The following is a 17,919-nucleotide window of genomic DNA, read 5'->3' on the forward strand; positions in this document are numbered from 1 at the left end:
CAGGACCTGGAATCCGCCCCGCGACTTCACCACGAACCGACGGGTCCAACCCCTACAATCCAGGCACCCGACCCTCGGGTTCCGGCTGAGAACCCTTCAGTTTTCGCGAACTCGCGGAGGTCCCGGGGTATCGCCGAGGTGAGCCCAAAAGGAGCCATGCCGGCCGACCCGGGACGGGACACCGTCGTGTCTGTTGTGGACAGCTTCGGGAGTCGTGGGCCGACTCAGCGGGCCGTCGGAGCCGGCAGCGCGACCGCCTCACGCAGCTCGGCGGCGGCCTGGGCCATGAGCTGAGCGAGGGTGGTGTCCGGCTCGGCTAGCCAGCGGGGCATGGCGCGCCGGTGGATCGCCAGCACCACGTCGACGATGAAGCGTGACGTGCCGGGCTCGACGCCGCGGCGCTCGAGCGCCGGCGCCAGCGCGTCGGCGATGTCGGCGAGCTTGATCAGATCGCGCTCGGCCAGTGCCGGGTTGGCGGCGATCACTCTTCCCCGGCGCAGCAGGAACTCGCGCGGGCGGAAGATCTCCTCGGCGGTTCCCAGCGCGGTCAGCAGCGCCTCGATCGGCGTGAGGCCCGGGTCGGTCGCCTCGACCTGGGCGACGAGGTGGGCCTCGAGTTCGTTACCGGCGAAGAGGACTTCCCGCTTGTCGGGGAAGTATCGGTAGAAGGAGCGCTCCTTCAGGCCGGCGGCGCCCGCGATCTGCGCGACCGAGGTGCGCTCGTACCCCTGTGTCTCGAACAGCTCGAGCGCCGCGCGCTCGAGCCGGCCCTGTGCATCGGATTCCCATCTCGGCATACCCACCAGGATACGACAACAGCATCTGTTGTCACGATGATACTGTCGATGACAACAGATGCTGTCATCACTCGGGAGATCGTCATGAAGGCTCTTCAGTTCGACCGGTTCGGGTCCCCAGACGTGATCGTGCTCCGCGACGTCCAACAGCCGGAGCCGGGACCCGGTCAAATCCGGATCGCCGTGCGGGCGTGCGGCCTGACACCGGCCGACTGGCACGTTGTCGACGGTCTCCTCGCCGACCATCTGCCGCCGCTGCCGCGCGGGCTCGGCCTCGAGATCGCGGGCACCGTCGACGCGCTCGGCGAGGGCGTCATCGGCGTCCGGACCGGCGACCGCGTGTTCGGCCCGGCCACCTTCGACGGTCCGACGGCCGGTGCTGCCGAGTACGCGCTGATGCCGGCCTGGGCACGTATCCCCGACGGCGTAACCGTCGAGCAGGCCGCCGCGCTGCCGATGGCGGCCGAGACGGCGTGGCGCGCGCTCGACGACCTCGGCATCCAGCCGGGTGAGCTGCTGCTCGTCCACGGCGCGGGCACCACCGTGGGTGAGGCGGCGGTGCGCTTCGCGCTGCACCGGGGTATTCGGGTGATAGCCACCGCCGGGCAGACCCGGGCAGCAGCTCTGGAAGGGATCGGCGCCCAGGTGGCTGCCTACGGCGAGGGCATGGCCGAACGCGTCATGGCACTATCCGGAGGCCACATCGATCGTGCCCTCGACGCGGCGCCGACCGGCGGCCGGATCGACCGCGCCGACCAGCCCAGCCCGGCCGGCGGTTCACTGCCGACGCTGATCGAGCTGACCGGGGACCCCGACCGTGTCCTCACCGTCTCGGACTTCGCCGCCGCGGCCGAGCTGGGCGTCCGGACCACCACCGAGATCCGCTATGAGCAGATGGACGAGTTCGCCCGGCTCGCCAGCGAAGGCATCTTGGTCGTACCGGTCGCCCGCACCTACACGCTCGACCAGATCCAGGAAGCGGCCGAGCTCAGCCAGTCTCGCCGACCCGGCGGCAAGCTCATGCTCGTCCTGTGATCGCTCTGCCGGCCTGACAAGGCGAGACCACATCGACAAGGAGCGGGGTCAGGCCTCTTTTCCAGGCCGACCTCGAAGCCGCACCCGTGTGTTCGCCGCGAACCCACGAGTCGACCCCCGAGAATGGCGTCCCTGGATCCTCGGGTTCCCGCTGAAGAGCCTTCAGTTTCCGCGAACTTACGGGGACCTTGGGGTATCGCCGAGGTAAGCCCAAAAGGGGCCACGGGATGATCTTTGGTCACCACACGGTCTGCGGCTGCGTCCGGGGTCCGGGGAGTTCGCTGCCCTGGAGGGCGGCGAAGTCGGTGTGCGTGGCTTTGACGGCTTCGGTGTACACCTCCCCGCGTGGCGTGTTCGGCGAGTGCCCGGTAGATGCTGGCGACGGACGGGGTCTTCCCCGCGCGCTTGCCGGTGGCGATCCAGAGGTCGGGCTGGATCTGTTCGACGGACTCGCCGCCCGCGCGGCGCCGGAGCACGGTGTGGACCGTGTCGTCGGTGATGACCGGGGGCCGTCCGCCGTGCTTGCCCTTGCGGGCCGCGGTGTCGAGCCCTTCGAGGGTGGACTCGCGGATGTTCTCCCGCTCGGTCTCCGCCATCGCGGCGAAGAACGCGAACAGCGGCTTCCCCGGGCCGGTCGGGTCGTAGATGCCGGGCAGGGGCCCGGCGAGCATCTCCAGGATGAGGCCGTGGGCGGTGAGGTGGTCGGCGAGGGCGGTGAGTTCGGCGGCGTCGCGGCCGAGCCGCCCACCCCAGACCCCAGACGAAGGTCAACACCACCAACGACACTGCGCCGGATGGGTGACGGGCCAGGCGTTCAGGTTCCCAAGATCATCTCGTGGCCCCTTTGGGCTCACCTCGGCGATACCCCTGACCGGGTGGCAGCTCGTCGACCTCCTCGGTGTCCACGAGCACCAGATCGGCCCGACGAACTTTCCGACCTGGGGACTCATACCCGACAGGACAGATCGAGCGCCTGACCGGTTGCAGGGCAGGGCCCGGTACCGGTGGGAAACCGAGCCGGAACCGCCCGGCCCGCGCGCACATTCGTTCCAGCTTCGCGGGGGGGGGTGTCTCTATGTCGTTCGTCAAGGATGTGGTGCCGGGTATGAGGCTGTTTGGGATGGTTATGCGGCGAGGGTGACGGTGGGGGCAAGGCTCGTAGAAGGTGCCGTCCCGGAGCATGGCGAAGAGGACACTGATGCGTTGACGGGCGAGGCGGAGGAGGGCTTGGGTGTGGGTTTCGCCGCGGGCGCGTTGCCGGTCGTAGTAGGTGCGGGAGGCCGGGTCGGCATTCATGCAGGCGAATGCGGAGAGGAACATGGCGCGTTTGAGCTGCCGGTTTCCGCCTCTGGGTGCGTGTTCGCCGTGGATCGAGGTCCCCGACGATCTTGTCGTCGGGGCGAGGCCGGCGTGAGAGGCGAGGTGGGCGGCGCTGGGGAAACCGGCGCCGTCGCCGACGGTGACCAGAAGGACAGCGGCGGTCCTGACTCCGACTCCGGGCATCGAGGTCAGGACCGGGTGAAGAGGGTGGGCCTCCAGCAGGGTGCTGATCTGGGCTTTCAGTGCCCGGCGCTGGTCATGGACCGCGGCGAGCTAGGCGGCCAGCGACGGGATCACGCTGTCGAGGGTGCCCGTGCCGGGAACAACGACGGTCTGCTCGTCGAGAGCGTCGAAGACCTCGTCGGTCAGCCTCTGCGCCATCCGCGGGGCCTTGGGCCGGATCAGCTCGACAAGTCTGCGGCGGCCTGCTTTCCGCAGGGCGGCCGGAGATCCGTGGCGTTCCAGCAGCCAGGTGACGGCCGGGTGGTCCAGCCGGGGACCGAGAACGCGCTCCAGCGACGGGTGGAACTGGGTGAGCAGGCCGCGTATCCGGTTGGAGGTGCGGGTCGCCTCGGCCGCGAGGTCCTGGTCGAAGCCGGTCAGGACCGTGAGCTCGGCGGTGATCTCGTCGGTCAGCTCCAGCGACCGCAGCGTGTGAGGCATCGTCCGGGCCGCGTCCGCGATCACCGCCGCGTCCTTCGCGTCCGTTTTCGCCTCGCCCGGATAAAGATCGGCGATTCGGCGCATCGCGAGTCCGGGCAGGTAACGACTCGGTACGCGATAACCAGGGCCCTCGGAGCGACTCGATGGGCCCTGGCGATCCTGGGAGACTGCCAGCATGACTGGCATGATCGTGGTCAGCGACTACGACCCCCAATGGGCTGAGCAATTCCAGGATCTGCGGCAGCGACTTGCACCTCACGTCGCGGATCTGGCTGTATCCATCGAGCATGTCGGAAGCACAGCCGTGCCCGGATGCGCGGCCAAGCCGATCATCGACCTTGACATTGTGGTGGCCGAGGACGCCGCCATGCCCGAACTGATCTCCCGGCTCACCGGGCAGGGTTACCGGCCCGAAGGTGATCTGGGGATTCCGGGACGGGAGGCCTTTCAAGGCCCGTCTGCCGCTCCCGAACATCACCTGTACGGCGTGGTCTCAGGTTCCAAGCCCCACCTTGATCACATCCTGCTCCGTGACTACCTGTGTCAGCGGCCCGATGAAGTCCGGCGCTACAGGGCGTTGAAGGTGGCCCTCGCGCAGCGGTTCCGTGCCGACAGCGAGGGCAGGCAGGAGTACTCGGCGGCGAAGGGTGCTCTGGTGGAGGAACTGGTCGCGAAGTCCTACGCCGCTCGGGCCGCCGGAGAACCGTGACGTGGCGGCGGCCGCACGGGTTGGTGATGATGTGACGCATTACCGAGCCCGTGCGGCCTTGACCCATCCTGCCTTCTGCGGCCTTGATCGTGCACATCTCGGCCTTTTGATCGAGGAGTTGGCCGACCCCTGGCTGAGGCGGTGCGAGTCCGGGCTGCGTGAACGTCGTGGCGGAGAGCGCAATCGGGCCGCCGGAGCCGGGCCGGACCACAAACTGGTCTTCAGCGACCGGGTCCTGGTCACCCTGGTTCACCTGCGCCTGCAACTGCCCCACGCGGCACTGGCCGAGCTCTACAGCGTCTCCCGCCCCACCGTCACCCCGCGCCATCCATGAGATCCGCCTGCTGCTGGCCTCCCGCGGCTTCGCCGTCCCCGACCGGCCCGGCCTCCGGCTGCACACCCTGGCCGACGTATTCGCCTACGCCAAGGCCGAAGGTGTCGAACTGTGCATCGACGGCACCGAAACCCAGGTCCGCCGCCCCAAGGCCGGCCGCTCCGGCCGCAAGGCGTTCGTCTCCGGCAAGAAGAAGCAGAGCACAGCCAAGACCACCACCATCAGCGACGGCTCGGCACGCCTGCTGTGGTCCGGGGCCGACCGGCCAGGCCGGATGCACGACCAGACCGCGATGCGCACCGAGGGCATCGCCGAGCAACTGCGGCTGCATCCGCAGGTCAAGGCGAAGGTCGACGAGGGCTACCGGGGCCCGGCCAACGACTTCCCAGGCCAGGTCCAGGCACCGCCACGCAAGCCGAAGGACAAAGCGCCACTGGGCGAGAAGTACGCCTGGCGCGAGGCGCGCCGACGGCAGTCCTCCGCGCGGATCTGCGTGGAGCACACCATCGGCGAGGAAAAGAAGTGGCGGCCGCTCCAGCGATACCTCGGCCGTCGCGAGTCCTACACCGAAACACACGCTGCCATCGCCACACCGGTCTCAGACCGCGCGGCCCGCAGGCCCACCCGGCGGCGCACGAGCACCGAACTCGTGCTCGCCCACCAGACCGCCTGCTGATCACCCACCAGCCGAACGGCCAGGCCAGCACACCCCGACCTCAATCGCGTGCCGAGTCGTTACTGGCCTGACGGCCACCCGGCGCCTTGAAATGCAAGAACAGCTCATAGCCCTAGACCACCACAGCCACCGACGGGCCGAAGACCCAAGAACCGGATCGCCCTGAATGCCAACTATCCCACCCATAGCACGAGTTCAGTTCACGGACGGTCTCTCACAAGGTCGCAGAGCACACGAAGGAGGAAGAACCCCCTGGCCCAGGGACAGAGGCTCAGCGGAGCTCAGGGGAACTCGCGGGATGTCGCACACACGGCCCGCGTCGAGCAGTGCTCAGCGCGTCGGGCGGTAGGTCGCGATGATCACTCCGCTGCTGGTCGGCTGAGCGCTGACCAGCTCCAGCTTCTTCATGGTGGCGTCGTCGGCGAACAGCTTCTTGCGGCCCTCGCCGGCCACCACCGGGTGGATCAGCAGTACCAGTTCGTCCAGCAGGTCCTGCTCCAGGAGCGAACGCACCAGTGTGGGGCTGCCCGCGACGGTGATGTCCTTCCCCTCGCCCGCCTTGAGCTCCTCGATCGCGGCCCCCAGATCACCGTTGATGAGCGTGCTGTTCGCCCAGTCCTCCACGCTGGACAGCGTGGAGGAGACGACGTACTTGGGCGAGTCATTGATCCACTTGGCGAAGCCGGCGTCCTCGCCGTCGGTCACTGTCGGCCAGTACCCGGCCCACTCGGTGAAGGTCGCCCGGCCCAGCAGAATGGTGTCGGCCGTCTCCAGCGTCTTTCCCAGTGCCGCGCCCATCTCCTCGTCGAAGGCGAACTGCCACTCGTTCGGCGACTGGGCGACACCATCGAGCGAGACGAACAGACCCGAAACGACCTTGCGCATGATTCCTCCGTAATGAGTTCGGGGCCTCTGCCCGGTCCCGGCCGCATAGCGCTCCGGCCAGGGCGGGCCGATCCCGTCGGCTGCGTCAGGAAGACTATGCGGGCACCGGGGAGGTGGGCTTGTACAGAAGCGACAGCGGCTCCGCCCCGTCCGGAGCACTCAGCTGAGTGGCAGTCCGGCCGATGAACCGGGTCAGGGACCGCGCCAGGTGCGGCTGGTCGAAATAGCCAAGCTGGTGCACGACGTCCTGCGCCGGCACCCCATCCTGGATCAGAACCGCCGCCTCGCGGGCACGGTGGATCTGCCGGATGGCACCCCGGGTGAGGCCCGTTGCCGCGACGAAACGCCGCTGGAGGGTCCGCTCGGAGACATCGGGGGCCGCGCCGCTGAGCACCGCGGGCACGATCGGGTCGTAGTCCACGATGCCCTCGCGCACCATGCGCCGCACGAACACCTCCGCGTTGTCGTAATCGGGCACGTGCCAGGCGGAACCCTTCAGCCACACGCAGCGCCGCGTCACGTCCGGGATCTCCACGCTGCCACCTACAAGCCGGCTGATCGGCACGTGAGGCATCGAGGTGCCGAGAGCGAAGCTGATACCGAAGAACGTGGCGTCCTCGGGAACGGGAGCCGGACAGGCCCTGGGCTCCGGGCCCAGCACGGCCGCCTGCGTCTGGCCGTCGTGCTCCCAGAAGACAAGCTCCCAATGCGACGCCGCGATCGACGTCATCCGACGGCCCTCGATGCTGCGGCTGCGCCATACCCTCTCGATGTACGGCAACTCCGACGGCCGACTCTCGATCTCCAGACCCAACCGGATCGCCCCCGTTCACCGCCGCCTGCACCGCCAGTGTGTCACGTCGCGCGGAAGCCCTTCCGGGAGTTAGCCGAACTCGGCGGGGTGTGTGGTCAGGCCGGTGTGCCCGCCTGGGAAGTGCTGGAGTTCCGTGCCGAGACGCTCGGCCATGAGAGCGGCCGGACGGCAGGACAACTCGCCGCGTGAGTCCTGGCCGCAGGCGAGTACGAGCCGGTCCGACAGCGCCTCCAGCCGGTGGATGTCCGGAGCGTAGGACATGAGGCTGGGCACGATGCGCCCGACGAAGTACGGCAGGTTGGCCATCGTCTGCTCGGCCCCGCGCCGTTGCGTGGGGCGGAAGCCTGATCCCGTTCTTCGGTTCGGTGGTGACGTCGGCCTCTTTCAGACCTGCGGCGAACACGGCCATCGTCGGCATGAGCCCCTGTGTGCGGGACGTTGCCTGCACGCGCGCGATGAGCGCGCGGTGTTCGGAGGCGGTCGCGCAAGGGGGTCGTTGTCGGTGAGGCCCGTCGGGGTCCAGGTGCCGCGTTCGCGTACTTGCTGGCGTGCGAGGCGGGGCACGCCGTATGCGGGAAGTTTGACCTCGCCGGTGCTGGGCGTTCTGGTGATGACGCCCTCTGTCCAGGTCACGGTCCTGCCCTTGCCCGCGGAGCGCCGGTGCTGCACAGTGCCGTCGCAGTCGGGCAGGAGCGGGATCCTGTGGCCTGGCAGCTGGGGCACTGGATCCGGCCGCGGCATGCGGCGCATGCGGCGTCGAGGGCGCCGCACTGCCCGCACGGGACGCGCTCGCGCCGAAGCACTCCGGCCGTCTCCGCTCGGCGGGACCGGGGGCCGCAGGTTTCGCCGGTACTGCCCTTGGCGGTGTGCGACCCGCCATTCGTAAGCTGGTCCATGACGCCCCGGACCTCGGGCGACACCGCGAGCCAGGGAACTGGGGGGGGCAGACATGCGGAAGAGGCGCCCTCTCGGGGCGACCGGCTACTTCCTGATGGGCGGTGCGTGCCTGCTGATCGCCGTCGTGCTGGCGATGGGAGCTAGGCATGTGGTCCATCTGCTCCCGGTCGTCATCCTGGGCGTGCCGGGTGTGGTGCTGACATTCCGCGCGCCGGTGTTCGGCGTCCGTTACGGGCCGGACGGGCTGAGGTACTCCGGGCTGCTCAACGCCCGCTCCCACGCGTGGACGGACATCCGGGAGGTTCGGCTGGCTGTCGTGTCGGGCGCGGTGTACTCGTCCGACGTCCCGGAGCTGGTGCTGGCCCCCGGCGGGACGGACCAGCTGCACATGCTGTCGGGACACAGCTTCGGCCGGGCCCGGAACAGGCGGGTCGTGCGGCTAGTCGCCGAGCTGGAGGCAGCACGCGCGGCCGCTTCCTGACGCCGACGAAGCACGACCGGTTGTCCGCCGCTCCCGTGCCGGAGCGTGGTGCCCATCGCCCGGTGAGGACCGGGGCGCAGCCGCAGCCGAGCCTGGCGTTGCTCACTCCCGTGGCGAGCTCCGCTCATGCGCATTTGCCGTGCTGACGGACCTGGCTCTCGCTGTCCGGGCCAGCGGCGCCGCCCAGGCCCTACACGCACTTGAGTGCGATGCCGCGGGCTCTTGAGCTGCGGCATCGCACTGGCGTGCGTGCAGGGCCTGGGGTCTTCGGGCCGCTCCCCTCCGCCAACTACGGCACGCCGCACTCCGAGGTCGCCGCCCCGACGCCCGCCGGGTCGTGAGGCATGGGCGACTCACACGCACCTCGCGTGTGGGTACCCGGCGATACCGTCGGGTACCCGTTGTCCGTCGTCAGGTCAGCGCAGGGCACGCCAGGTGTTAGTGCCTACCTTCCCGTCCGTAACCAGGCCGCCGTACCAGTCCTGGAACTGCCGGACGGCCCCTTCCGTGTTGGCGCCGAAATTGCCGTCGACGCCCTCAGAGCCGACGCTGAAGCCCCAGAAGATCAGCAGGCACTGGACTTCCTTGACGCGGTTTCCCGTGTTTCCGCGGACCGTGAGAGCAGTGCCGCTGTAGTAGCCGCAGCCAATTGCCGAGTACTCGGCCCCCTGCTGCGTGCCGGTGGTCGGTGTGGCGGCTGCGGCGGTGCCGGCCGTGAGTCCGGCCACCATGGTGGCGGCGGCCAAAGCGGTGAATATCTTGCGTCGGTTGAACATGAGCGAGCATTCCCCCTAGCTAGGTGAGTGATCCAGGCCGGACGAGACTCCGGCCGTACATGGCGCGGCAGCAAAGCGATCTCGGGCACGAGGGGGCCCACCGCTGGGTTGCTTCATGACTCGGCGTTCGCCCCTCTTCGCCCTGATCTCCAGGTGCACGGGACAGCCTGTCACCGGCCGTCCGGGCAGTCGTTGTCAGCGCACGCCAGACTCTTAGCGAGGCGCGCCAGCCTGGTCGCCGAGGGAGAGGGCACGGTAGTCGCGGGGCGGCAGACCGTAGGCGGCGCAGAACGCTCTGGTGAAGTCCCCCGGCCGGAGATATCCCCAACGGGCTGCGACGGCGCGGATCGGCTGCGTACTCAGCCGGGGGTCCTCCAACTCACGGCGGGCGTGTTCCAGGCGCTGCCCGCGGATGAACGCGGCCACTGTGGTGCCCTGCTGCTGGAAGAGACGCTGCAAGGAGCGTAGGGAGACGTGGTGCGCGGCGGCTACCGTCGACGGGTCCAGTTCCGGGTCGCCCAGATTGCGAAGAATGAAGCTGCGGGCACGCTTGAGCAGCACGCTCTCGCGAACTTCCGGCGGCACGCCGGCGGAGGAACCCGAAGTCTCGGCGACGAGGACGGCGGCGAGGTCCAGCGCGGCAGCTCCCAGACGCGTGCCCTCCTCAGGTCCATAGTCCGTGGCGCTGGTGGACAGATGGGTGATCAGCTGCACGAGCAGCCGACCGACTTCCGGCGAACCGTGCAGACGCCGAGGAAGGCAACGACCGGCGAACCCGCCATGCAGCGGCAACAGGGAATGCGGGATCACCAAGTCAACAGCCTTCACTGCACCGGACGCCGCTTCGCGGTGCCCCTGATAGGGGCGGGAACTGCTGAACAGGAGCAGGCCCCCTGGCGCGCCTACGGCTTCCTGGGCACCGTCGCTGAGGACCATCCTTCCCCGCACCACGCACGACAGGTGCACCACCTCCGGGTCCGAGCGCGCAATGTGCTTCCGGCTGCGTACGGCCTGCACAGGAGGGCATCCGTAGGCGGACAGCTGCAGCGGTCCCAACCGCAGCAGGCGCATGGTGGCGGGGAAATCAGCCGTGTGCTCGGTCCGTATGTCATGCGGAGAATGACTCTCGCACGCCATGTCGCGCCAGCACTCGAACCGCTCCCCGGCCGGCAGATCCTGATTCTCGAAGACCGTCTCTATCAACCTTGCCTCCTGCGCGATCGATGCGGTCCGGCCAGCGATCAGGCGATGTCCTCGTAATCGGGCAGGACACGCGTCGAGGCCGGGACCCGCACCCAGATCTCCGCATCGGCCGGCACCACAGCGACGCCCGCCTCACCAGCCGCCGCAGCGACGTCACGGACCGCGTCCGGAGTCAGCCGTCAGTCCCGGGTCATATACCCAGCCGGGCACGTGACCCACGCATCCTCGCCGCGCGCACTCAGGTTCAGATCCGTACGGGCGTCACACACGGCACAGCACCGGCATCCGCGAGCAGTGCCCCGGAGTGGACTCGACATAGACCGCCCGTACCGGCCAACCGCACATCACACTGCGCCATATCCATCTGAGCCTCTCCCCCAGTCCGGTGTCCTGTCCATCCTCGCGGTGCCACACCGCCCCGCGCTACACCCGGCACGCATAGGTCACGACAACCCGCCCCGACCGGGCGGGCGCCGCTCCATGTCCGCCCCAGTCCCTGACTCCCTTCAACCCGAGAGAGGCACACCACGCCCCCGTTGCCGGGGGCTTCGTGCTTCCCGAGCGAATGAACGTGCCCTGTCCCGGCCTCGGTTGGGGCAGGGCACGTTCGCCGATGGTGAGGTAGTTCCGCTGAGTTCCTTCAATACTGAACATGGTCCTCCTCGCTTCGTTGACCTCCTGTGCATGTCAACGCTGCCGACAGAAGGAACCCCGTGATCAAGCGTCGCCCCCCTCACGCGAATAGGCACCGTTGCAGGCGCCCTCTCCGCCGCCCTCCTTCTCACCGTGACCCAGGCATCCGCCGCCTCGGCCGAAACCGAGCGTGCCACCGCCACCACTGGCCCTACCGGCGACGGCTGGGAGTGCTCCCCCCCACTACAGCGACCAGAGGGCCCAGGTCCGCTACGAGGGCGTCGGCGACTGGTTCCACGTCATGGAGGGGGTATCGGACGGCTACTCCGCAGTCGCCCAGTGGGAAACCATCGACCCCCAAAACAGAGTCACCCGTTGGGGCTTCATCTACAACGCTGACGGTTCCGCCACCACCCGTTTCAAGAACAAGGACTTCGCGGAGAGCGACGACATCCGCTTCCGCGCCTGCCTCGGGCACTGGTCTACGAAGCTGATCGACGCGGGCACGTGTGCTGCCTGGCGGACCCTGGGCACCTGACGATCACAACGGCACTCCGGTCCGCTCCAACCGAGCGGGTCACCCCTGCCACCGGTGCCGCGTACACCTGGTTCCCCCGCGAGTGTGTGGACGCCCTGGCGTGCTCGGGGCGGAGGGCGGCCCGGTGATGGCGCCGACGCGGCAGCGGACCGCAGTCCCGCCCCCGGAGCTTGCGTATCTGGCGTATCTGGGGCACACCCTGGCGTGCGCCACCTGCCGTACGGGGGCGCAGTGCGCGACCGTCATACGGCTCGGCCGCGCGTGGAAGAAGGTACGCCGATGAACACGCCCATCGGGTACGGGTACTGCTGGGCCGAGAACCCCGGCACGTACGCCCGATGCACCCAGCCACCCGGCCACACCGGACCCCACTACGACCGGCGTGCCCCCAGCGACCAACGGGAATGGCCGAACACCCCGGCCCCTCCCCCGGACGGCACGGGGAGGGGGCCCGAGTGAAGTGCCACCACAGCGGCGGCGTCCACGACTTCGCGAACGAGACCGACAGCATGGCCCGGTGCCCCGAACACGGGATCACCCTCCTGTGGCACGGCCAACCGGTCACGAACACCGAACTGGCCCAAGCGGCAGCCGCCGGGGCCCGGCTCGATGACGTCCTGGCCCTGGCCGAGCAGCTCTGCGGCGACACACACAGCACCTCCTGCCGCGCAGCACGGCAACCCCACCTCGCCGACGGCCACGGCCACTGCCGGCGTCCCGACTGCGCCTGCCCCTGCCACACCACCTGAACGGAACCACGATGACCAGCGCGACGCTTCCCGCCCCGACCGCGAACGACGAAGGCGGGCAGGGCTGCTCCGGATGCGGCACCACGAAAGGTGGCTGCCACGACCCGAACCGGCACGGACTCCGGTGACCGGCCGGGCTACTTCCGGACGAAGTCGGCGAGATCTGTGCCCAGGGCGTCGGCAATGAGGATGAGGCTGTCGATCAGCGCGGCCGAGGGGCCCATCTCGATCCGGTTGTACGTGGCCCGGTCCATCCCGATGCGCAGGGCTACCTGCTCCTGCGTCAGGCCAGTGGTGAGCCGGGCTGCGCGGATGCGGTCTCCGATGGCCCGGCGGCGGGTGAGTACCCAGTCGGGTGGAGCATTCGAACCGCCGACATCTGCTTTGTAAGTGCGGATGTCGGTGTCCGAGGGCGCGGCGTCGCCCTTCTGGATCCTGCTCGTCTTCGCCAGATGCCAGCCGAACCGGGCGGAGAGTTCGCGCCCGGTGAGGCCAGCGTCCTTGCGCAGGTGCGTGAGCCGCACGGCGAGCGCTTCACGGGCGGCCTGCGCGCTGGAGGAGGGAGAGACGGTCACGGGCTGTTCAGAGGGCCTGGAGGGTGTCCTTCTCGTGAGGGATGCCGCGCTCCCACACCGTCTCGAACGCCGTGGTGCACAGCGCGGCCGCGGCCCGGTCGTCGGTGCGCTCTTTGCCGTCCGCTACCCAGTCACCGGTTCCGGTGAAGTGGTGGAACTGCACGAGCGTCCCGTCCAGGAGCCAGAAGTCGTTGCCGGGCAGCGGGATGTCGGAGGCGTGGCGGCGGGGAAGCCAGCGGACGTCCTCCCCGGCCTGGAGGTTGAGCGGGGTGATGGCGTGCTCGTAGCGGATGTAGTCGGTGACCGGCTCGGAGACGATCCGCGCCCGGCGCATCGCCACGACGCGGGCAACCGCGTCTTGAACGAGCGGCATCCGCTGCGGCCAGAACGAGCGGCCCGGGTCGAAGGTCGGGATGCCGGTGCGCAGGAACGTCGCGTAGTCGTCCGTCTCATCGCCCACCGCGTACTGGTCGCGCATCTCCAGGTGGACCGCCGTGCGGTGGGTGTTGGCGGGCAGCTCGGCGAGCGTCGCGCTGTTCAGCAGCTCGTTCCGCCGCATCGCACGCCTCCCTCACGATCGACACCGTGTGAGGTCGTGGGCCTGGGTGCGGTGGCATCGCACTGGTGTGCGTGTAGGCCCTGAGATCTTGGGGCCGGTCTTCCGACCGAACTACGTGGCGACCGGAAGGGGTTCGGTGAGGCGGTCCAGCGTGTAGAGGGCTCGTACGAGACAGGCGTGGCTCTGGGCGCAGCGGGCGGTGCGCTCCGGTGCTGCGGGTAGGCGTCCGTCGCGGGGCCGTAGCGCGGTGGTGCCAGCAGGTTGAGTGGCCGCGGTCCAGGGTGGGTGGTGTTCACGAAGCGGGCCGAACGGGTCACGATGTGTCCGGCGAGGCGGCATGATCGGGTGATGCTCGCATTGGGGGAGCGCCGTGATCGGCGTAAGTGGCAGGCCGTGCACGTTGCTTGTGCGGTGTTGGTCGTAGCGGGCGTGACTTTCGCCGTATGGAGCATCGCCAGTGGGCGTGGGCTTAAGTCCGCTGATGTTGCGACTCTTATGGGTGTGCCGATCGCTGTGACCAGTCTGGTGGTCGCGGTCGTGGCGTTGCGTAAGCCGGTCGAGGACAGCAGTGTTGAGGTCGCGCGTAGTCGTGCCGGACGGCTCGCCCGGCAGGTCAGGGAGAGCGAGAGCCCGGTGCGGTCGCAGTTGCTCGGTGCCGACACCCGTCGCATCAATCTCACCTATGTTCTGCAGTCCGCGGCCGCGCGGGGCGCGGCGGCTCCGCCCGCCGGGCGTACGTTCGCTGACGGTCCCGCTACCCTGCCCGATGTCCTGGAGTACTACCGCTCCACCCAGCCCCGGCGTCTGGTCGTCACCGGGGCTGCCGGGGCGGGGAAGACTGTCCTGGCCCTGGAACTCATGCTCGCCCTCATCGACCAACGTGCCGAGGGCGATCCCGTCCCGGTCCGGATCCCACTGGCCCAGTGGAACACCGACCAGCCCCTGACCGCCCTGCTGGTGCGACGTCTGACCGACGCCTACAAATGGCCTGCCGACATGGCTGCCGAACTGGTGGCTCACGGGATGGTGCTGCCCGTCCTGGACGGGCTGGACGAGATGGACCCCCTGCTCGCGGATGGCACCCCCGACCCCGAGGCGCCCCGTGCTCGCAAGGTTCTGGAGGCTCTCAACGCCTACCAGGACGGCCGGGAGGCAGGCCCCCTCATCCTGACCTGCCGTACTGGGCACTACGACGCGCTCGCCCCTGTGTCCCGGCTGATCGACGCCGCCCGCGTCGCCATCGCCCCCATCGACACCCGCCGCACCGTGGCCTACCTCCGTGACCGGGCCCTGGACATACCCCGCTGGCAGCCGCTGATCGACCACCTTGACACCCAGCCCGCCGGCCCACTCGCCACCATCCTGTCAACGCCCTGGCGACTGTGTCTGACCGCCACCGTCTACCACCGCGACGACAACCCCTCAGAACTCCTCCACCACACCGACGGGCACGACCTCGACCAGCACCTCCTGGCCCGCTACATCCCCGCCACCATCGCCAACACCCCCAACCCCCACCGCTACCGGCCCGAAGACGTCCACCGCTGGCTTCACCACCTCACCGGCACCACCACAAACACCCCAACCACCGACATCGCCCTCCATCAACTCTGGCCCCTCGCAGGCACCGCCCGCGTCCGCATCACCGACCTCATCCTCACCGCCCTCGCTCTCGCCCTCGTTTCGTTGCTCTTCACCATCGCTGTGTTCCTCAATAACCCCCTCGGGGACAGCACCGAAAAGATCATCACGATCTCCGTGTTCGCGGCAGTCTCCGTAGTCGCCGGTGTCATCGACTGGCGCCCGACGCCCAGACCCAACCGTCTCCGTCTAAACCGAGGAGCGCTCCAGGGCGGGGTCATGGCCAGGTTCTGGGCCGGATTCAAGGCCTGGTTCGCCGTCGGCTTCGCGATCGGCATTGCGCTCAGACTCCCGAACCCGAGCCCGGGAGCGATCACGTTCGGGCTCGGGATCGCACTAGGCATCGTGACCGGCCTCACCGGCGGATTCATGGGTGGGCTGGCAGGTGGGTTCGAGGCCGGGTTCAAGACCTGGTTCAGGGGCTGGTTCGCGGTTGGGCTCGTGGTCGGCCTCGGGCTCCGGCTCGGGCTCGGCGACCTCGGGCTCCTGCTCGGGGTCGGGTTCAGGTTCCGGCTCGGGCTTGAGCTCGTTGATGGGTTCGGGTATGAGATCGTGCTCTGGCTCGGGATCGGGTTCAGCCTCGGGCTTGTCGGCGGGCTCGCGGGTGGACTGATGCGCGGGCTCAAAGGGGAGCCGACCACCGTGGCCAAACCTCGGGCGATTATCCGCGACGACATGGTCTACGGGCTCTTGATCTGCCCCATGACCGGATTCCTTACCGGACTCCTAGCCGGACTCCTGGCCGGATTCCCAGGCGGAATCACGGACGAGCCCCTGGCCGGAGTCACGTTCGGACTCACGGCCGGGTGGATGGTTGGGCTTGTGGTCGGGTGCGCTAGCGGGTTCGCTCGCGCGGCGCGGAGATACGGCGTGTTCTTGCTGTGCTCACGCGACAAGCTCCCCTTCCGCCTCGCTGTTTTCCTCGACTGGGCCGTCACCGCTGGCCTCCTGCGCTACAGCGGGCCCTGCTACCAGTTCCGCCATCGCGAACTCCAGCAATGGCTCACCGACCACCCCCACCCCTGAACTCGGGCCGGGCATTTACACCAACGCAGACCTTTGGTGCCAAGCGGTCGAAGCGGCCTGGAACCTACAGCACGTGCCGGCACCGGCGATGCCGTGCTCCAGAACGGGGCATCCCCTGCGGCGTCAGGCAGCAGCAGGAGGTCACGGCGCAAGACCGCCGCGGCTCGTTGGGCGCCGGCCAGGAACGGGCCGTGAAGGCGCTGCTTCTCAGGGCCCACCGCCACGTCGTCGTGGTGCCCGTTGCGCTGCAGCCATTCCTTCGCGGCCGCGTCACCAATGAACGTGCAGCTGCCTGCGGCCGCCGAAACCGTTGTCCTGACGGCTGCTCCCAGGAAAGGCGCAGGTCCTTCCGGGGCCGTGGGGTGACGTCAGTCGTCGAACCAGACGACGAGCCTGACGTCGTCGTCGCCGTGCAGTTCGGCGAGGGTCCGCATGACGGTCCAGACGGGACCCCACTCTTCGTCCGGCACGGCGTCACGGCGCCTTAGGCGTTCAACACGGAACATCTGGTCTCCATCGATCCACCGGGAGCCCTCCGGGAAGTGCAGCTTGGGCCGGCCCGCGATGTAAGCCGACTGTCCGCAGAGCTCGACGAACCGCCGAGGAGCGGAGTAGTGCCGCTGGAGGAACTGCCAGCCGCCCTGCGGGTCACGGTAGTACTCGCGGATGTAGGCATCGGGCTCGGCGGACTCCTCATCCCAGTCGACCCGCTTGATCTCCGCCCAGCTGACCCAACTCGCGCTTCGCCCTCCCGTCGTCCCATGCCCGTCGCGGACACGGTTCGACACGTCCTCAGGCAGTCCACGGACAGGAGCCACCGGCACGAACTGCTCGTTGTCGCAGACACCGAACAGACAGCCAAAGGCGTCGTAATTCCTCGGCACTTCCAGATGGTCCAGGTCGATAGCGGCGTGCCAGAACGAGTCCGCCTCATGGTCCCGATAGTCACGATGGCACTCGATGAAGCCCCAGATGTCTCTACCCATACCGCGATAATGCCTGGTCCAGCCGAGAACTCTCACTCTCGTGATATGAGCAGTCGCTCCCACGGCAGCCGTTCAACCACATGTCGGTCAAAGAGCAGCAGCCACTTGGCCATCTCATGACAGCGGACCAGACCGGCCACCACACGCATGACCAGGAAACCGACAACAGAACGCGGCTGACGCGCAGCCGCTGCCACCAACACGCCCACTCACACGATCTTGTTGGCGTGCCACGGCTGGTCTGGTCGGGGGCGCTGTTGAGTAGGTTGCCGCTGCCGAGGTCATTCAGGGGCTACGCCGGAGTCATGCTGGGATGAAGCTCGGCCACCAGGGTGGGACGTTGCCCGGGCACAACGGGGCGGGGTAGGAGTCCGGCATGCCGAGCCATGTGACAAGGAACCAGGTGAACCACAGGGTGAAGATGAGCCCTGCAGTAAGGGCTGTCCTGCGATGACGTCTTCCGATGGTGCTGTGCAGGATCACCCACGAAACCGCAGCGGCGATCCATATGAGAGGGACAAGGAACAGCAAAGCCATGCCATTGGTTACGCCGTTGCCGATGTCACAAACACCCCATACATTCCCAATGGCAGCAGTGGACACCACTGCGGTCAGTCCACCG

General features: G+C 68.5%; 15 protein-coding genes and 4 pseudogenes. 8 read left to right on the forward strand and 11 right to left on the reverse strand.

Going from position 1 to position 17,919, the window contains the following annotated elements:
- Positions 1-224: 224 nt before the first annotated feature.
- A complete protein-coding gene (locus tag OG251_RS00325; RefSeq protein WP_326674896.1) occupies positions 225-797 on the reverse strand; it encodes a TetR/AcrR family transcriptional regulator in 573 nt (190 codons plus the stop codon).
- Between the two features lie 48 nt (positions 798-845).
- Between OG251_RS00325 and OG251_RS00330 the strand changes: the two genes are divergently transcribed.
- Entirely contained in the window at positions 846-1,832 is a 987-nt protein-coding gene (locus OG251_RS00330) for an NADP-dependent oxidoreductase (RefSeq protein ID WP_442818289.1), read from the forward strand.
- Positions 1,833-2,410: 578 nt separating this feature from the next.
- Here the strand turns inward: OG251_RS00330 and OG251_RS00335 are convergent.
- A pseudogene (locus tag OG251_RS00335) lies at positions 2,411-2,515 on the reverse strand (recombinase family protein); the annotation flags it as partial.
- 448 nt (positions 2,516-2,963) lie between these two features.
- Positions 2,964-3,938, reverse strand: a pseudogene (locus OG251_RS00340) (IS110 family transposase); the annotation flags it as partial.
- Between the two features lie 52 nt (positions 3,939-3,990).
- Between OG251_RS00340 and OG251_RS00345 the strand changes: the two are divergent.
- Both OG251_RS00345 and OG251_RS00350 read left to right on the forward strand, forming a co-directional pair.
- Complete coding sequence (locus OG251_RS00345) at positions 3,991-4,524, forward strand: GrpB family protein (RefSeq protein ID WP_326674897.1); 534 nt, start codon at positions 3,991-3,993, stop codon at positions 4,522-4,524.
- Positions 4,525-4,555: 31 nt separating this feature from the next.
- Positions 4,556-5,534, forward strand: a pseudogene (locus tag OG251_RS00350) (transposase family protein).
- A gap of 330 nt (positions 5,535-5,864) precedes the next feature.
- On the opposite strand, the gene OG251_RS00355 reads toward OG251_RS00350, so the two are convergent.
- The 3 genes and pseudogenes from OG251_RS00355 to OG251_RS00365 form a co-directional block, all read right to left on the reverse strand.
- Entirely contained in the window at positions 5,865-6,419 is a 555-nt protein-coding gene (locus tag OG251_RS00355; RefSeq protein ID WP_326674899.1) for a dihydrofolate reductase family protein, read from the reverse strand.
- 94 nt (positions 6,420-6,513) lie between these two features.
- Positions 6,514-7,149 carry a helix-turn-helix domain-containing protein gene (locus tag OG251_RS00360; protein ID WP_442818290.1) on the reverse strand — a complete coding sequence of 212 codons (636 nt, stop codon included), beginning with the start codon at positions 7,147-7,149 and terminating at the stop codon, positions 6,514-6,516.
- Between the two features lie 153 nt (positions 7,150-7,302).
- Positions 7,303-7,711: pseudogene (locus OG251_RS00365) on the reverse strand (alpha/beta hydrolase); the annotation flags it as partial.
- Between the two features lie 471 nt (positions 7,712-8,182).
- On the opposite strand from OG251_RS00365, the gene OG251_RS00370 reads away from it, so the two are divergent.
- The gene (locus OG251_RS00370; RefSeq protein ID WP_326674902.1) at positions 8,183-8,611 is read left to right on the forward strand and encodes a hypothetical protein; all 429 of its coding nucleotides are present in this window, start codon (positions 8,183-8,185) and stop codon (positions 8,609-8,611) included.
- 416 nt (positions 8,612-9,027) lie between these two features.
- On the opposite strand, the gene OG251_RS00375 is transcribed toward OG251_RS00370, so the two are convergent.
- On the reverse strand, positions 9,028-9,387 hold the full coding sequence (locus tag OG251_RS00375) for a peptidoglycan-binding domain-containing protein (RefSeq protein ID WP_326674903.1): 360 nt from the start codon (positions 9,385-9,387) through the stop codon (positions 9,028-9,030).
- Positions 9,388-9,600: 213 nt separating this feature from the next.
- The gene (locus tag OG251_RS00380) at positions 9,601-10,590 is read right to left on the reverse strand and encodes a helix-turn-helix domain-containing protein (RefSeq protein WP_326674904.1); all 990 of its coding nucleotides are present in this window, start codon (positions 10,588-10,590) and stop codon (positions 9,601-9,603) included.
- A gap of 823 nt (positions 10,591-11,413) precedes the next feature.
- On the opposite strand from OG251_RS00380, the gene OG251_RS00385 reads away from it, so the two are divergent.
- The 3 genes from OG251_RS00385 (at position 11,414) to OG251_RS00395 (ending at position 12,510) form a co-directional block, all read left to right on the forward strand.
- A complete protein-coding gene (locus OG251_RS00385) occupies positions 11,414-11,761 on the forward strand; it encodes a hypothetical protein (protein ID WP_326674906.1) in 348 nt (115 codons plus the stop codon).
- Positions 11,762-12,040: 279 nt separating this feature from the next.
- A complete protein-coding gene (locus OG251_RS00390; RefSeq protein WP_326674907.1) occupies positions 12,041-12,220 on the forward strand; it encodes a hypothetical protein in 180 nt (59 codons plus the stop codon).
- Positions 12,217-12,510 carry a hypothetical protein gene (locus OG251_RS00395; protein ID WP_326674908.1) on the forward strand — a complete coding sequence of 98 codons (294 nt, stop codon included), beginning with the start codon at positions 12,217-12,219 and terminating at the stop codon, positions 12,508-12,510. The genes OG251_RS00390 and OG251_RS00395 overlap by 4 nt, the downstream gene beginning before the upstream one ends.
- Positions 12,511-12,647: 137 nt before the next feature.
- Here OG251_RS00395 and OG251_RS44870 read toward each other — a convergent pair whose 3' ends face one another.
- Complete coding sequence (locus OG251_RS44870) at positions 12,648-13,085, reverse strand: helix-turn-helix domain-containing protein (protein ID WP_442818291.1); 438 nt, start codon at positions 13,083-13,085, stop codon at positions 12,648-12,650.
- A 7-nt stretch (positions 13,086-13,092) separates the two neighbouring features.
- Entirely contained in the window at positions 13,093-13,644 is a 552-nt protein-coding gene (locus OG251_RS00410) for a DUF6879 family protein (RefSeq protein ID WP_326674909.1), read from the reverse strand.
- Between the two features lie 501 nt (positions 13,645-14,145).
- On the opposite strand from OG251_RS00410, the gene OG251_RS00415 reads away from it, so the two are divergent.
- Positions 14,146-16,311 (forward strand): NACHT domain-containing protein, encoded by a 2,166-nt coding sequence (locus OG251_RS00415; RefSeq protein WP_326674910.1) that lies wholly within the window; start codon positions 14,146-14,148, stop codon positions 16,309-16,311.
- A gap of 368 nt (positions 16,312-16,679) precedes the next feature.
- Here the strand turns inward: OG251_RS00415 and OG251_RS00420 are convergent, their stop codons facing one another.
- Positions 16,680-17,297, reverse strand: a complete 618-nt coding sequence (locus tag OG251_RS00420) for a hypothetical protein (RefSeq protein ID WP_326674911.1) — start codon at positions 17,295-17,297, stop codon at positions 16,680-16,682.
- Between the last annotated feature and the right edge of the window lie 622 nt (positions 17,298-17,919).

The organism is Streptomyces sp. NBC_01237 (assembly GCF_035917275.1).
GTDB lineage: Bacteria > Actinomycetota > Actinomycetes > Streptomycetales > Streptomycetaceae > Streptomyces.

Bases quoted from the DNA above. Each gene is read 5' to 3' on its own strand.
- OG251_RS00325 (WP_326674896.1), bottom strand. From the start codon at position 797: ATGCCGAGATGGGAATCCGATGCACAGGGCCGGCTCGAGCGCGCGGCG.
- OG251_RS00330 (WP_442818289.1), top strand. From the start codon at position 846: ATGACAACAGATGCTGTCATCACTCGGGAGATCGTCATGAAGGCTCTT.
- OG251_RS00345 (WP_326674897.1), top strand. From the start codon at position 3,991: ATGACTGGCATGATCGTGGTCAGCGACTACGACCCCCAATGGGCTGAG.
- OG251_RS00355 (WP_326674899.1), bottom strand. From the start codon at position 6,419: ATGCGCAAGGTCGTTTCGGGTCTGTTCGTCTCGCTCGATGGTGTCGCC.
- OG251_RS00360 (WP_442818290.1), bottom strand. From the start codon at position 7,149: ATGACGTCGATCGCGGCGTCGCATTGGGAGCTTGTCTTCTGGGAGCAC.
- OG251_RS00370 (WP_326674902.1), top strand. From the start codon at position 8,183: ATGCGGAAGAGGCGCCCTCTCGGGGCGACCGGCTACTTCCTGATGGGC.
- OG251_RS00375 (WP_326674903.1), bottom strand. From the start codon at position 9,387: ATGTTCAACCGACGCAAGATATTCACCGCTTTGGCCGCCGCCACCATG.
- OG251_RS00390 (WP_326674907.1), top strand. From the start codon at position 12,041: ATGAACACGCCCATCGGGTACGGGTACTGCTGGGCCGAGAACCCCGGC.
- OG251_RS00410 (WP_326674909.1), bottom strand. From the start codon at position 13,644: ATGCGGCGGAACGAGCTGCTGAACAGCGCGACGCTCGCCGAGCTGCCC.
- OG251_RS00420 (WP_326674911.1), bottom strand. From the start codon at position 17,297: ATGGGTAGAGACATCTGGGGCTTCATCGAGTGCCATCGTGACTATCGG.